The organism is Lentzea miocenica, assembly GCF_033949945.1.
Classification (GTDB): Bacteria; Actinomycetota; Actinomycetes; order Mycobacteriales; family Pseudonocardiaceae; genus Lentzea; species Lentzea miocenica.
Genome location: NZ_JAXAVW010000059.1, coordinates 17,193 through 32,507, shown reverse-complemented (window position 1 = coordinate 32,507; position 15,315 = coordinate 17,193). Strand labels below are relative to the sequence as shown.

Genomic DNA, 15,315 nt, shown 5'->3' with positions numbered 1-15,315 from the left:
GACCCGGCTCTGCCGCCGAACGCTTCGGAAGCGTTGAAGAAGTACAACGACCTGGCCAAGCAGGCCGAGAAGCTCAATGAGGACCATCTGCGCGCGCAGGAGGACCTCAAGGCCAAGCAGGGGGACCTGGAGAAGGCCAAGGCGGATCTCGGTACCGCGAAGCAGGCCGAGGACGCACTGCGCGGGCAGGTCGACGTCCTCACCGAGGTGACCTTCCAGGGCGCCTCGTTCAACCAGCTCTCCGCGCTGTTGGTCAGCGACTCACAGCAGGACTTCCTCAACCGGATGTCCGCGCTGAACGTCCTCGCCTCTGACAACGCCGAAGCACTCGGCAACCTGACGGACGCGGTCGCCCAGGCGGACGACGCCCAGCGCCGGGCTCAGGAAGCCACTGACGGCGCGAACAAGGCAGTCGCGGACATCACCCAGCGCAAGGCCGAACTGGACAGCCAGGTCACCCTCGCCCGCCAGCAGTACAACCAGCTCAACGCCTCAGACCGCGGCGTGCTCGGCAGCAACGGTGACATGTCGAAGATCGCCGTCCCGGCCGGCACCGCGGGCAAGGCGCTGGAGTACGCGCTCGCGCAGCGCGGAGACACCTACGTGTTCGGCGCCAACGGGCCCGACGCATGGGACTGCTCGAGTCTGATGCAGGCGTCCTACCGCACGGCCGGTGTGTCGATCCCGCGCACCACCTACGGTCAGGCCGGAGTCGGCCGCACGGTGTCGCGCAACGAGGTCAAGGCCGGCGACCTGATCATCTATTACGCGGACCAGCACCACGTCGCGATGGCGGTGGACAGCGTCCGCGCGGTGCACGCCTCGACCGAGGGTGTTCCCGTGAAGATCGCCGACATCGACTCGATCGGCCCCATCAACGTCATCCGCCGCATCGAAGGATGACAGGTCGCGCCGGGCGGTCTCTCCCGAACCGCCCGGCGCGCTGGACATCGTCAGGACATCGGCGAGGCTTGGTAGCCGAGCTCTTCGATCGCGCGGATGATGTCCTCGGGAGTGCTCTGGCTCGGATCCAGTTCGACGGTGCTGCGCCCCTGCTTCACCGTGGTCTGAGTGCTTTGGACCCCGGGCAGGTCTTCGAGGGCGTCGTCGATGAGCAACGCGCAGCTACCGCAGTGCATGCCCTCTACTCGGAAGACGTGGGTCGTGGTGACCACAGTGGATCCTCTTTCAGACGATGGTGATGACGCCGGTGTACATGCCCATGCCGCAGGCGTAGTCCAGCCGTCCCGGCTGCAGCACACCCAGATCGATGCGCGTCTCGCCCTTCACCGGCAGGATCTTCTGCTCGTTGCGGATGACGAAAGACCGCACGCAGCCCTGCGCGTTCTCCGACTTGACGACGAGCGTCGTCGGCACGCCGGAACGGACCTGAACGTTGCCCGGGCTGTAGGAGTCGCTGCGCGCGGTGATCACCACCGTTTGCTGCCCGTCCACCTCGGACACCGTGGCGGTGTCGCCAGGAGCGTCGTCTGATCCGAAGGATTGCGCGATCTTGCTTGCCGCCAATGGCGATCCGGCCAGTTCCAGGCCACCGTTCAGCGTGTACAGGCCCATGGCCAGCACCACCAGGCCGGTCACGAGGGCGAGCCTGCCCTTCCAGGCGGTGGCTGCTTTACGGGCGGCGTAGCCGAGGATCGCGAACAGCGGACCGGTGCCGAGCACGAACACGGCCATCGTCGCCGCTCCCGACAACGCGGAACCGGACGCGAGCGCCAGCGCCTCAACGGACAGCGTGACGCCACACGGGATCAGCACCGTGGCGAAGCCGAGCAGGGCCGGCGCAAACGCGGCCTGCGACCGTGCGCGGCTCCGCACGATCTTCATCCAGGAGACCGGCGGTTCGATGACGATGCGGCGAAAGCCCGGAACCCCGAGCTGCGCCAGTCCAAACACGATGATCAGCAGACCGGCGCCGATCTGCAGCCACGTGCGGAGCCCGACCGACAGCTCCACCACGCTGCCGAGCGCGCCCAGCAGCGCACCGAGCAGAGTGTGCGAGACCAACTTGCCCGCGAGGAAGCCACCGACCGGGGCCAAGTCGTCACCCAACTGGGCGCGCCAGTTCTGCCGCTCGGCAACCGCGGCAGCCTGCTTGTTCTTCCCACGAACGGCGGGCGCAGCCGGTTCGGCGGTCGCCGCACGCTGACGGGTGATCAATCCGGTGAGCAGGCCGCCCTGCACCGCAGCACAGGACACACCACCGGCGAACAAGCCGGTGACCAGGACAGCAGCAAGATTCACGAAGGCTCCTCCAGGTGGGACGGGAAAGGTCAGAGGACACGCCGAGGTTCCGGTGGCGCGTCGTTGCCCGCCACCTCGGCGTCGAGCCGGGCGCGGGCAGACCTCTCCTAAATCCGCAACAGACAGAGTCTCGCGAGACTTGGCGCTCGCGGCAGGGCGACCGCGCCCAGCGTCATGCGGACAGACCGCGATGTTGCCGCTGAGCTGCGCGAACCGGGCAGCTTCAGCCCGGCGACGATGGCAATGACAGCCACGATGAACATCAGACAGGCGGCGAGGGCGCCACCCGTGTCGCTGCCACCTGGAGTCTCCAGATCCGAAGCCATGAGCATCCCGGCAGCGACGGGGTGTTCGACGGCGGTCTCGTGGCCGCCGTGCGCCATCGACATGCCGTCGGTGCACTGCACGCCCACCACCAGGGCCAACCCGGCGAGCACGGCCAGAACGACGACCAGCCGCGAGAGGTGTCCTCGCGCGCCGTGCGCGGTGCGGGTCGTGCCGTTCATGGCCGACATCCTACGGAGCGGCTGTCAACACCGTGTTTGCCAGGAGGCGGCATCTACTATTTTCGACAGTAGGTTGGCGTGAAGGCGAGGAACGATGACTTCACGCAACGCCGACTTGCGGTTCGGCTGGTCAAACTACGACCGCGCCGCCAGGTACACCTGAGCGGCTGTGCTCTCAGGTTCTGCTGATGCAGGCGTGGCCCGCCTGATCAGTCGACCCCGGCAACGAGGCGGGCGAGCTCCAGGTCCGGATGCCTGCGCCGCACCGCTGCGAGGTCACTGCGGCTGGTGAAGACGGCCAACTCGGTGCCGTCGGCACGCACAAGCACCTCGCTGCGACTGCCGGTGTCGATCAGGTGCCGTCTGCGGGGATCAGTCAGCCTTCGCACGACCGAGTACTCCAGGTGGTCGAGGGCGATCGGCGAGCCGTAGTCGGACACCATGCGGTAGGCGGCGACGTCGAACTGCATCATCCCCACCGCGGCGACAACCACCGCACCACCCCTGTTCCGTCGCTCGGATCGCAACACCCGGACGACACCTTCGGCCTGCAATTGAGCGATGCCGCGGTGGAACTGCTTCACACGACTGAGATCGGCGGGACGTGCCACGGCGAAGTGTGCGGGGGCGAAACTGGGCAGCCGGGGGAAGACCACGCCGGGCTTTCCGCTGTAGAGCGTGTCGCCGACGCTGAGCGTTGTCGCGTTCACCAGGCCGATCACGTCACCGGGGTAGGCGATGTCGAGAGTCGTGCGCTGTTGACCGAAGACCTGGTGGACGTACTTCGTCGCGAACGGCCTCCCGGCGGCCGCGTTGGTGACGACCATCCCCCGCTCGAACACTCCCGAGCACACGCGAGCGAACGCGACTTGGTCCCGATGCGCCGGATTCATCCCCGTCTGCACTTTGAACACGAACGCCGAGAAGGAGGTGTCGAGCTCCCTCTGGTTCCCGGTCGTATCACTCCTGGGCGTGGGAGCCGGCGCCAGGTCGACGAGAAAGTCGAGCAGCTCGCGCACGCCGTGGTTCAGCACTGCCGCTCCGAAGAACAGCGGCGAGGCTTGTCCACTGAGGAACGTCTCGAGGTCGAAGGTGTGTCCGGACTCCGCCAGCAGCCTCACCTCGTCCTGAGCCCGCGCCCAGTCCTCTCCTGCTGCGGCCTGCGCATTGCGCGGATCGAGTCGCTCCTGGGGAGCGGCGGTCGCACCGCCGGCCGTGCGGCCGTATCGGACGAAGGTTCCGTCGTGGCAGTCCAGGAGGCCGCGGAACAGGCCCGCCCGGCTGACCGGCCAGTTCAGCGGCATCGGCCGCAGATTGATGCGCTGAACCAGTTCGTCGCACAAGGCCAGCGGGTCCAGGCCTGGACGGTCCCACTTGTTGATGAAGGTGATGACCGGCAGATTTCGGTCGCGGCAGACGTCGAGGAGCTTGAGGGTCTGCGTTTCCAGTCCTCGTGCGGCATCCAGCAACATCACCACGCAGTCCACTGCGGACAGAGCGCGGTAGGTGTCCTCGGAGAAGTCCGCGTGCCCTGGTGTGTCAACGAGGTTGATCACCTTGTCGCGGTAGTCGAACTGCAGGACCGCCGAGGAGATCGAGATGCCGCGCGTGCGTTCGAGCTCCATCCAATCCGATACGACGCCGCGCCGCCCCGGCTTGCCGTGCACGGCACCGGCCCGGCTGATCGCATTGGCATGTAATGCGATGGCCTCGGTGAGCGTCGACTTCCCCGCGTCCGGATGGCTGATCACCGCGAACGCACGCCGCCGGGCCGCCTCGCGACGAACGTCCGTCGACGAAGCGGCCCCGTGGCGGGCGGCGGCCATCGTTGATTGCTAACTCGCGGAGAACACCACGTCAACCCAGTAGTGGTTTCCTCCGTAGGACAACGTCGGGAAACCAAAGCCGACCTGGTACACACCGTTGGCCGCGCCTTCCCCGGTGGCGGGCGCAGACAGCGGTGGGCTGGTCACCGTGTATCCGGCGAAGTAGCCGGCGTTCACCGAGTATCGACCTGTTGTCGTTGTGTACGAGGCGATGTAGGTCGTTCCGGCGGTCACCGCGAGCGGCGAGGAGAACGTCAGGGTCTGCCAACCGCCCGCCGACTCACCGGTGAAAGTGCCGGTGACCAATCGCTCGCCGCTCGCGGACCACACCGAACCGGTATGGGTTCCGGTGTTGCCGGACCCCTTGTAGAACTTGACGCCGGTGATCGTGCCGTTGACCGCGGGTACGAACCGGACGCCGAGCTCGTAGGCACCGGTGTCGTCCGCAGCCGCAGTCGTCGGCACCGTCGCCGAGCTGAACAACGAACACGGACACGTCTGGCTCGCTGTGGTGGTGAAGGACCACGTGATCGGCTGTGCGGACAGATTTCCGTTCAAGTCCGCCGCACGCACGCTCGCCGTGTAGCGGGTGGAGGCGGCCATCGGTGCCGACGGCGTCCAGATAACGGTTTGCTGGTCGGAGGACCGGCTCAGCGAGCCCGTCAGCGTCGCGCCGCGAGGATCGGCAACGGTGAACTGCGTGTTCGTCAGGTCGATGCGTTCGTCGAACGACGCGGTGACCGTACTGGCCAGCCCGACCCCGGTCGCGTCCGTGAGCGGGGTGTGCCCGGTCGAGGTGGGCGCGGAGGTGTCGCTGTTGGGTGTGTAGACGACGTCGGCCCAGTAGTTGTTGCCCTGGTAGCTCATCGTCGGAAACCCGCCGCCCGGCTGGAAGACGCCGTTGGGCGCGCCCTCCCCGTTCTTGGCCGCGGTGAGCGGTGGTGCGTTGACCCCGGTGGCCTGGAAATAGCCGGCGTCGACCGAGTAGCCGCCGGTCGTGGTCGTGTACGAGGCGGTGTAGGTCAGCCCCGGCGACACGGTCACGGGCGTGGCGAACGTGAGGGTCTGCCAGCCGGTCGCCGACTCGCCGCTGAACGTGCCGGTGGCCAGCCGCTGTCCGGTCGAGGACCACAGCGAGCCTGTGTGGGTGCCGGTGTTCCTCGCACCCTTGTAGAAGCGGACGCCGCTGATCTGGCCACTCTGCGTGGGACTGAACCGCACGCCGAGCTCGTAGGAGCCGGTGTCATCGGACGACGTGAGCGTGGGCTCAGTGGCCCGGCTGAACAACGAACACGGGCACGTCGGAGTCGTGGTCGTGGTGAACGACCAGGTTGCGGTGTTCGCCATGGCGTTGCCGTTGGCGTCGGCGATCAGCACGCTCGCCGTGTACCTGGTCGACGGTGTCAGCGGTGCGGTGGGAGTCCACGTCACGGTTCGCTGATCGCCAGAGAGCGCCACGGTTCCGTAGAGCTTCGCGCCGCCGGGATCGGTCAGCCAGATCTGGGCACTGGCCGGGTCGACAGCTTCGCTGAACCGGATCGAGAGCGGCGCGTTGACCGCGATACCGATGGCATCGACGGCCGGGGTACGAGTGTCCACTGTGGGCGGTGTCGTGTCACCGTTGAGACCGCTGCGGTACACGACGTCGACCCAGTAGTTCGCGCCGTTGTAGCTGGCGGTCGGGAAGCCGCCCCCTGATCCGTAGCGGAACAGACCATTGGGACCATCAGTGCCGTTGGCCAGCGCACGGATCGCGCCATAGCTCGCGGTATGGCCGTTGAAGTAACCGCTGGTCACCGCGTACCCGCCGTTGGGTGCGTAGTACGACACGATGTAGGTCGTGTTCGCCTGTACGACAACGGGCGAGGCGAACGTCAGGGTCTGCCAACCGGATGGCGACTCTCCGCTGAAGGTTCCGGTGGCCAGCAGCAGGCCGGTCGACGACCACAGGGACCCGGTGTGCGTACCGGTGTTGCCGGCGCCCTTGTAGAAGCGGACACCGAGGACTTCTCCCTTGCCGTTGAACCTGACCTTGGTGCCGAGCTCGATCGCCGACTTGTCGTCGGCGTTCTCGATCGCGGGGGTGGCGAAGTCGTCCCACACGGTGCACGGGCAGGTGGCCGGGCGGGGCGAGCCTGTCTTGAACGACCAGCTCGTTTGCGCGGTTTGGTTGCCGGCGGCGTCCTTGACCCGCGCCGTTGCCGTGTAAGTGGTTGCAGCCGTCAGCGTCTGCCCCGGTGTGAAGGTCACCGTCTTGCCGGTTCCCGCCACCGCGGTGGTGCCCGTGACAGCGCCGGCCGGGCCGGTCACGGTGAACTGCACGGAGGCCGGGTCGACGGCTTCGTCGTAGGTTGCGCTCACCGCCGGGGTGAGGCTCACGCTGCTCGCGCTGTTCAACGGGCTGGTGCTGGTCAGCTCCGGCGCACGGGTGTCCGGGCCGGGGTCGGGCGCCCACTGCACGTCGACCCAGTAGTTGCTGTCCTGCGAGCTGCGGTCCGGGAATCCGGTGCCACTGCGGAACACGCCGTTGACTCCGTCGACTCCGGTTTGCAGGCCGGTCAACGGTTCCAGGTACCGCGACTGGCGACTGAAGTACTCGGCGTCGACCGAGTATCGACCGTTGGGCGAGAAGTAGGAGACGACGTAGGTCGTGCCGCCGGTGGCCGCGACCGGCACCGGGAAGGTGAGTGTTTGCCAGCCGGACGCGGTTTCACCGCTGAACGTACCGGTGGCGAGCTGCTGGCCAGTGGCTGACCACAACGTGCCGGTGTGCGTGCCAGTGTTGTTGGCGCTCTTGTAGAAGCGGACGCCGCGAACGTATCCGTTGGTGTTGGCCCGCCACTTCACGCCGAGTTCGAGAGCACCACCGTCGGCTTGGTCCACCACCTGCGGGGTGTCGGCGTTCGTCCACATGCCACAGGGACAGGTTCGCGCGGCGACGCCGGGCGACGCGGTCACCGGCGTAGAGAGGTTGACGGAGTCGTCCACCGCGCGCACACGGAGTTGCGCCGGCCCTGAGGCGGACGGGGTGTAGGTGTAGGTCCAGGCGGTCTTGCCGGCTTCCCAGACAGCCGGATGCCATCGGTTGCCGCCGTCTGTTGAGACTTCGACCCCGGCGACCTGGCCGGCGGCGTCGGTGACCGTGCCGGAGAAGGTGTAGGGCTGCCCGACGGTGGATTGGGCGGGGACGTTGGTGATCGAGACGACCGGGGCTGTCTTGTCGGTGCTCGCGGTCGCAGCGACGAGATCGCTCTGCAACGTCGTGGGCTGCACGCCCATATCGGCCAGGAAGTTGACGGTCGCCTGCTTCATCCGTATGTCAGATGTCGGCGTGTTGGTGAGGAAGGCGTGTTCGTCGTCCACGCCCCACGCCCACTGCACCGTGCCCGCACCGAACACCAGCGCGCCGGAAGCCGCCTTGTAGTAGGTGATCGCGTGCGTCTCGTTGCTCGAACCGTACTGGTCACCCCAGTTCTTCAGCGCGTAGTAGCCGTCGACGAACACCGTCGTGCGAGAGAGTTGCGCGACGCCCGCAGGCTGATAGCCGTTGTCCGGCACCGTGTTCCACTCATACCCGAGGGTGCCCGGCTGGAAGGTGTACGTCGAACCAGCGGGCATGGTCTCCAGTGGCGTGTTGCGCCACAAGCGCATCTTGCCGTAGACCGCAGGCACCTGCAGGGAGTCGTCACGGCGTCCGTTGACGGTGAACCAGTTGCCCAACAACTGGTTCTCTGGCCTTCCGCCGTCCTGTGGCGGGCTGTAGCGCGGGTCGCGCCATGTGCCGGTCCAGTCGTTCAGGCCGTCGTTCTGAGTGCCCTTGGTCTCCTTGAAGCACGCCACGGTGCGCCAGTCCGTCTGGGACGTGTCGATGCTCTTCTCCCAGCGGGTCTTCCAGAAGATCTCGTTGCCGGTCAGGAACGCCATGTGCACGCCGGCGTCCCGCGCCGCCATGACGTTGTTCCACTGCTCGTTCGACCAGTACTCGTCGTGGCCGACGGCCATGAACACCTTGTGGTTCTTGATCAGGTGCCCGCGCCGCGCGCTGTCCACATCGGTCGTGTAGCTGAGGTCGTAGCCGTTGCGCTCCAGGAACCTCAGCATCGGGTACTCGGCGTTGAAGATGAAGTTCTCGTCGCCGTCACCGCCGGTGTACGGGCGGTTGTAGCTCACCTTGTACGAAGATCCACCCTGGCCGGGGCCGTCACCGAAGTAGAGGCTGTTGCCGCCGTAACGGTTGTACGCGACCCAGGTGGCGTCCGAGGTCTGGAAGAGGATCTCCGACGTGGACGTGTCGTCGCGGACGACGAACACGATCTCGTTCTGCACGCCGGTGTCGTTCCGCGTCGCTCGGGCGTAGTAGATGCCGGACACGGCGTCGGACGGCACGTTCCACGTCACCGACACGGCCCAGTTGCCGCAGTCGATGAGTGCCGTCGGCCCGTCCCGCAGGCAAGGCGGCTGGTTCTGCGGCGTGTTGCGGGAGACGGTGCCGACCTGACGCGCGCCCACTCCTCCGTACCAACCGAGCCGGAAGATGTCGAGACGATACGCGGGCGCGCTGGTCAGCATCTTGAACTGGACCTGCCCGCCTGGCGTCACGCTGATGTCGGTGGTGTAGCCCAGGATGGTGTCGTCGCGGTAGGGCGCCTGCCAGTTCGGCGTTCCCGGCTTCGTGTTCTCACACGCGACTTTGTTGACCACCGGGGCATCGCACGGAGCCGCGGTGGCAGGCGGTGCCGTCACCACGTTCACCGTCACGAACGTGGCGGCGACGAGCACGCAGACGACGAGGAACCGCGGGACGAGCCGCGACCGGGGCTGCTGGGCCGGCATGACGCTCCACTTCTCGAACTTCCAACCAGGGCGACGATGCCGCTCGACCGATGCGGTCAGCCCCCAGACCGCTTCGATCACAGTGACGCAGTGCAACATCGGGAATACTATTTGTCTTAGTAGGACACCGTCGTCTGCAACTTCGGTCGGCAAGACCAGCTCGTTACAGCGAATGCGCCGATGCATCCAAAGATCACATCAGCTTTCCGAATGAAGCCAGGTTGAAGCCAGCTACCCACGCGCACGGCGTGAGCCGGTCATGACAGCGGCGATGACCGCTGCAAGCGCGAGCAGTCCGGCGCCCACGACAAACGCCGCAACATAGCCGTCTGTGAGCCCGTCGTCTCCTGAATCACCTTTCGCCGCACTGACGGACAGCGCCACCACGTTGAGCGCCGACACCCCAACCGCTCCGCCGATCTGGCGCATCGCATTGGTCAGTGCGCTGGCGACACCCGAGTCGCCAGACGGCACGCCGTCCAGCGTGATCTTGGTGACCGTGGTGAGGGCAGCTCCGATGCCCAGGCCGCTCACCAGCAGCGCGGGGAAAACCACCGACCAGAAGCCGCTTGCCGGGTCCAGCAAGCCTAGATAGGCGAAGCCTGCGGTACCCAACAACAGCCCTGTGGTCATCACAGCTCGCGGATGCGCTCGACCGAGGATCCGGCCGGCCGCCAACGAACCCACGAAGACGCCGACAGCACTCGGCAGGAACGCCAGCCCGGTCAGCAGCGGCGAGTACTCGCGGACGATTTGCAGGTAGTAGGTCAGGAAGAGGTAGAACGCCAGCAGCGCAGCACCAGCGAGAAACACGATGGCGTACCCGGCACCGCGCACGCGGTCAACCACGATGCGCAGCGGCATCATCGGCCGTTCCGACCTGCGTTCGATGATGACGAACGCGACGAGGAGCGCCAGTCCGGCCAGCCCGAACGCGACCGTGGACGGATGACTCCAGCCCGCGGTTTCCGCCTCGCTGAGTCCGTAGATCAACGTTCCGACGCCGAGCGTGCCGGTGATCGCGCCGGGCAAGTCGTACTTGACCACGGCGTCGCGCGGACTCTCGGCGAGAAACCGAACGGCCGGAACGAGGACGACCAGCACCAACGGAACGTTCACCAGCAGGCACCATCGCCATGACCCGGCTTCGGTGAGGACGCCGCCGAGAACCATGCCCACGGCCATCCCCGATCCGACCGCGGCACCGAAGATGCCGAAGGCGCGAGCACGTTCGCGAGCATCGCTGAACGCCGTCGTCAACAACGCCAGCCCGGCGGGAGCGAGCAACGCGGCGAACACCCCCTGCGCGGCGCGAGCCAGGGGAAGCATGACCGGTCCAACGGCCAGCCCTCCGAGTGCCGAGGTCACCGCGAAGCCGAGCAAGCCGAGCAGGAAGATCTTCTTTCTGCCGTGCACGTCCGCAAGGCGACCACCGACGAGGAGAAAGCCTCCGAACGTCAGGGTGTACGCGGCGACGACCCACTGTTTCGCCGAGTCGGACATACCGAGCTCGGCCTGCGCCGACGGCAGTGCAATGGTGACGACAGACGAGTCGAGAACGATCAGGAGCTGCGCGGCTACGACAACGGCAAGTGTTCCCCATCGCCGGGGATTTGGCGTCTGGACTTCCGGGCTCTCGACGGCCGATGGCGTCGGCTTGGACTGCGACACTGCCTCTCCCCAGGTCGGCAACGTGACAGGGTTACTTAATGACACCCTGTCGCAAAGTTACCGCAACTCAGCGGGCAGCGCGACGACCTGCCGCTCCGTCGAGGAAAAGGGTCAGCTTCCGCTCGAACCAAGCGGCAGTGGGCCCGGACACCGCGCCGACGAGCACCTCGCGCAGGCGCGGGTCATACTGATCGATCCACGGACCGATGAGCTCCTGCCGGCGTCGCTGAAGCACGTCCACCGCGTCATCGTCGGCGCCATCCGCCTGTTCCGGCGCCGCCAGAAACGCCTGGGTGACCAACTCGGCCAACATGTCGACCACGAGCACGGCGTCAACCGGATCGAATCCGTATTCCAGAAGGTGGACTCCGGTCTGGTTGTCACGCTTGACCAAGGCAGGTCCTATGACCCGCAACGCCGTGATCTCCCTGGCCAAACCGATGTGCGCCGAGTAGAGCCGCCAATGTGCCCACGCCGTTTCCTCGAGGTAGGCCCGCCAGTCCTCACCAGGCCCCGGCCACTCGATCGCGTTGACGGCGTGGTCAACCGCTGCGGCCACGAGGTCGTCCCGGCTTCGGAAGTACCGATACAGCGTGGAGTGCGAAATCCCCAGCCGTTCCCCGACCGCGGGCATCGTGAGCCGCGAGAACCCGATCTCCAGTGCAGCCCGGATGATCGCTTCTCGATCGACCAGGGGCGGCCGGCCCATCCGGACGGCAACCTTCCCGCCGTCTGAGGTTTTCACACGCCGCGAACCCACACCCACCCCTTCCGGATACCTGGAGCCAGGGTACGGACTGGCCCACGACGACGAGCCGGGCGAGGTGCCCTCGCCCGGCTCGCATGCCTCACCGCCTAGGGGCCGGTGGTGAACAGGTAGAGACCGTCGTCGCGGTCACTGCCCGCGACGTAGGTCTTGCCGTTGCGGGTGAAGGTCTCGACGCCCCAGAAGTCGTTGCCGTTGGGGGCGAGATATCCGCCGCTCTCCACCAGTTCGCAGTTGTTCGGGCTGACGCACTGGATCCTCAGTGAGCGCATTCCTCCCGCGTAGTACGACAGGTAGGCACGGCGCGAGTCGTTGGGATCGGTCGCGACCTCGTGCACGCTGAGGTCACCGAATCCGACCGCGTAGTTCTCGTCCATGGCCTCGGGGATGGCGAACGTGTCCAGCTCGGCGAACTTCTTGCTGGCGTCGGCCTGGTTGCTGAACAGGTGCACGTAACCCCAGCCGTCGAACGCCGCGGTCGCCTGGATCCGCGCGCCGACGGTGCCGATCGCCGGTCCGTCGGGGTAGGTGAAGCTGACCGGCGTGCCGAACATCTTGTGGTACGCCTCGTGGTTCGTGCACACGCCGACAACGACGTCGACGAAGCCGCCGGAGCCGCAGAACGGCGGGTTCTCGGTTCCGCCGTGCCGCTGGACGAAGACCACGGCGTCCCAGCCGGCGAGCACGGCCTCATGTGCCTTCTCACCGGGGAAGCAGGCGGGCTCAGGCGCGCTCGGGTCGCCGGTCGGTCCACGCTGCAGCGCCACGACCTTCTCCTCCCCCGCCTGCAGCGACGCCTCGTAACCAGGAATCGAGGCAGGCGTCGGGATCGGGGCCGATCCTGGGCAGCCGTAGCCGCCGTAGACGACCGGCCCGTTCAGCTTGTCGTCGTCGAGGACGACGATCGGCGCGGAACCTGGCACCGGCACGGACGGGTACGCGCCTGCGTTCGTACCGCTGGTGATCGAGAAGTTCGTTGCTCCGTAGGGTGCGAAGTCCTCGTCGGTTCCGATGAAGTACTGGTTGTCGGCGGTGAACTCGGCCTGGTGCCCATTGCCCTCAGCCGTGCGCGCGGCCCCGGTCGACTCCAGCAGCTGTGGGTCCGGATGACTGAAGTCCGTGTCGCCGATCAGCGTCGGGTTGGCCGGGTCGTCGACGTTGAGCTGAACGTAGCCACCGTCCCAGTAGGACAGCAGCAGGACCCAGTGCCCGCCGATGTTCTTGACGACCATGTCGTGCAGGAAGACCTCGGTGAGGCCGAGCTGGACTTGGGTGAGGTTCGGGAACTCGGCGTCGACGTCGATCTCGCGGATCAGCCGCGGCCGCTTCGGGTTGGTGATGTCGAGGATGTCGACATCCGCGCCGCCCGACTCGAAGTTGTCGGTCGTCACCACGTACGCCTTTTCCCCGGTGTCCCAGGCGAACGCGCTGTGAGTGTCGTTGGCGTCGCCGCGCGACAGGTTCGCGCGGTCGCCGAAGTGCTCGGAGAGTTTGACCGGCTTGCCGGGGTTGCTGACGTCGTACAGGGAGACGCCACCGCGGCCGTTCTTGCCGCACTGCTCGTTGTTCATCACGAGCATGGTGCCGTTGAAGAACTTCGTGTCGACCTGCAGCGCCTGCATGCCCTCGCCAGGCCGGCTGTCCTGCGAGTGCGGGATGAACCCGATCTGCTTCGGGTTGGCCAGGTCGGTCATGTCGACGACGTAGGCGCCGGCATCGGGGTCGCCGTCTTCGCGGTTGGCGTCACAGGTGGCCCTGCCCCAGTTCGCCAAGTATGCGTACGTGGTGCGCGGGTCGATCGCCACGTCGGCGATCAGGTCGTCGGTGTTGGTCAGGTCCGCTTTGCCCAACAGCTGCAGGTCGCCCCATGCGCCCGGACCGAGCAGATGTCCGTCGATGGGACCATGTTGGCCGGGGTGTGCCGCCACGGGTGCCGCCATCGCCGCGGTCAGCGACGCCACGGCGAGTGCGGTGAAGAGCCGTCTGGTTCTCATTGGTTCTGTCTCCTCGTTGATTCCCCCTCGGACTGGGCCCCGTCACCGACGGGGCCCAGCGATCTGGTGTCACGGCAGGGAGAACTCCTGCGTCTGCGGGTTGAGGTGATCGAGCCGGATGGCGCCGCCGGTGGCGTTACCGCTGAGCCGGTAGACGTTGAGTCCTTCGGTGATGCTGGACTCGTAGATGAAGTTGTTGTACCAGTAGGACGACCAGGCGCCGCCGAGGTCGGGCGGGCTGATCGCGGGCGGGTCGGACCAGCCGATCGTCACCGGGTGGGCGGGGTCGGTGAACTCGGTGGCCCAGGTTCCTGCTTGGTAGTGCCCGCCGACCGCGATGTAGCGGCCGTTGCGCAGCGGCACGATGTTGTAGTTGTGGACGGTGCAGTTCTCCGCGACGCCGTCCTGGCCTCGTGGCAGCACCCACTGGCCGAGTTTCGCCCCGGTGTGGGCGTCGTAGAAGAACAGGCTCTTGTCGACGTCCGGATCCGTGGTCTGGCACTCGGGCTCGGAGCCGCCGCCGGGCTCCCAGCCCAGGATCAGGACTTTGCCGTCCCAGCTGAACGTCGCGGAGTGCCAGCGACCGTTGGTGCCGGCCTGGCCGACACCCGGTTCGCTGACCGTGTAGAGGAACACCGGGTCGGCGAGGCTGCCGCCTGGATGCGCGTTGGCGCCGACGTCGAAGACGTTGGTCGCGTCCGCGCTGGCGCACGCGGCCAGGTTGACGCTGCCGAGGATCACGCCCATGTCGTGACATCCGGTGCGGACGTTGGTGATCGGACCGGCCAGCGGCTCACGCCGCAGCAGGTTCGCGTTCTGCGGCTGCCCGAACGGCACCTCGATCACGTCGATGAAGTCGCCGAGGGCGTTCTCCTGCGCCAGGTTCCCGCTCGTGCCACAGCCGGTGCTGCTGGAGTTGTTGCTGTAGACGATCAACCGGCCGTTGTCCGGGGCCGCGGTGAGGGTGTGCGAGCCGCACGGCAGCTCGACCGACGCGACCAGGCTGGGGTTGCTCAGGTTGCTGACGTCGAAGACGTGCACCCCTTCCCAACCGGCCGGGACGGTCTGCCCGTCGCAGTCGCGCGGTACGGCCTTCTTGGAGTTCCACGCCCTGACCAGGATGTTCTCCCACACGACGATGTCGCCCTGGTCGCCGTTGCAGCGCTGGTGGGCGATCTCGGTCGGGTTGTCGGGATCTGCGATGTCGACGATGCGGAATCCGTCGTAGTTGCCGTGGAAGGCCAGGTTGCCCCAGAAGGCGATGTCGGAGTTGACGTGCCGGACACCGTCCGGCTCACCGAGGAACGTGGCCGGGTGCGGGCTGTGGCCCTTGGCGTGCATGTTCGGGGTGTGCGGGTTCGTGGCGTGATCGGCGACAGCGGTCGCCGGGGTGACGAGAACGACGGCGGCCACGAGCGCACCGACTGTTCGAACGACTCTGCGAGACATTCGACAAC

Annotated in this window: 10 protein-coding genes; 1 reads left to right on the top strand and 9 read right to left on the bottom strand. The window is 66.8% G+C overall.

What is annotated here, in order from left to right; all coding sequences use genetic code 11:
- On the top strand, nucleotides 1-903 hold a 903-nt coding region (locus SK803_RS44140), incomplete at its 5' end, for a C40 family peptidase (RefSeq protein WP_319972228.1).
- A gap of 50 nt (nucleotides 904-953) precedes the next feature.
- On the opposite strand, the gene SK803_RS44135 is transcribed toward SK803_RS44140, so the two are convergent.
- The 9 genes from SK803_RS44135 to SK803_RS44095 form a co-directional block, all read right to left on the bottom strand.
- Nucleotides 954-1,175 carry a heavy-metal-associated domain-containing protein gene (locus SK803_RS44135; RefSeq protein ID WP_319972227.1) on the bottom strand — a complete coding sequence of 74 codons (222 nt, stop codon included), beginning with the start codon at nucleotides 1,173-1,175 and terminating at the stop codon, nucleotides 954-956.
- A gap of 13 nt (nucleotides 1,176-1,188) precedes the next feature.
- Nucleotides 1,189-2,262: a sulfite exporter TauE/SafE family protein gene (locus SK803_RS44130; protein WP_319972226.1), complete on the bottom strand. Its 1,074-nt coding sequence runs from the start codon at nucleotides 2,260-2,262 to the stop codon at nucleotides 1,189-1,191.
- Nucleotides 2,263-2,369: 107 nt separating this feature from the next.
- On the bottom strand, nucleotides 2,370-2,768 hold the full coding sequence (locus SK803_RS44125; RefSeq protein WP_319972225.1) for a DUF6153 family protein: 399 nt from the start codon (nucleotides 2,766-2,768) through the stop codon (nucleotides 2,370-2,372).
- Between the two features lie 209 nt (nucleotides 2,769-2,977).
- On the bottom strand, nucleotides 2,978-4,594 hold the full coding sequence (locus SK803_RS44120; RefSeq protein ID WP_319972224.1) for a peptide chain release factor 3: 1,617 nt from the start codon (nucleotides 4,592-4,594) through the stop codon (nucleotides 2,978-2,980).
- A 9-nt stretch (nucleotides 4,595-4,603) separates the two neighbouring features.
- A complete protein-coding gene (locus SK803_RS44115) occupies nucleotides 4,604-9,508 on the bottom strand; it encodes a DUF4082 domain-containing protein (protein ID WP_319972223.1) in 4,905 nt (1,634 codons plus the stop codon).
- A 150-nt stretch (nucleotides 9,509-9,658) separates the two neighbouring features.
- Nucleotides 9,659-11,098: an MFS transporter gene (locus SK803_RS44110; RefSeq protein WP_319972222.1), complete on the bottom strand. Its 1,440-nt coding sequence runs from the start codon at nucleotides 11,096-11,098 to the stop codon at nucleotides 9,659-9,661.
- Between the two features lie 67 nt (nucleotides 11,099-11,165).
- Nucleotides 11,166-11,864, bottom strand: coding sequence for a TetR/AcrR family transcriptional regulator (locus SK803_RS44105; RefSeq protein ID WP_319972221.1), 699 nt, complete (start codon nucleotides 11,862-11,864; stop codon nucleotides 11,166-11,168).
- Nucleotides 11,865-11,953: 89 nt separating this feature from the next.
- Nucleotides 11,954-13,858, bottom strand: coding sequence for a hypothetical protein (locus tag SK803_RS44100; RefSeq protein ID WP_319972220.1), 1,905 nt, complete (start codon nucleotides 13,856-13,858; stop codon nucleotides 11,954-11,956).
- 69 nt (nucleotides 13,859-13,927) lie between these two features.
- Entirely contained in the window at nucleotides 13,928-15,307 is a 1,380-nt protein-coding gene (locus tag SK803_RS44095; protein WP_319972219.1) for an LVIVD repeat-containing protein, read from the bottom strand.
- Between the last annotated feature and the right edge of the window lie 8 nt (nucleotides 15,308-15,315).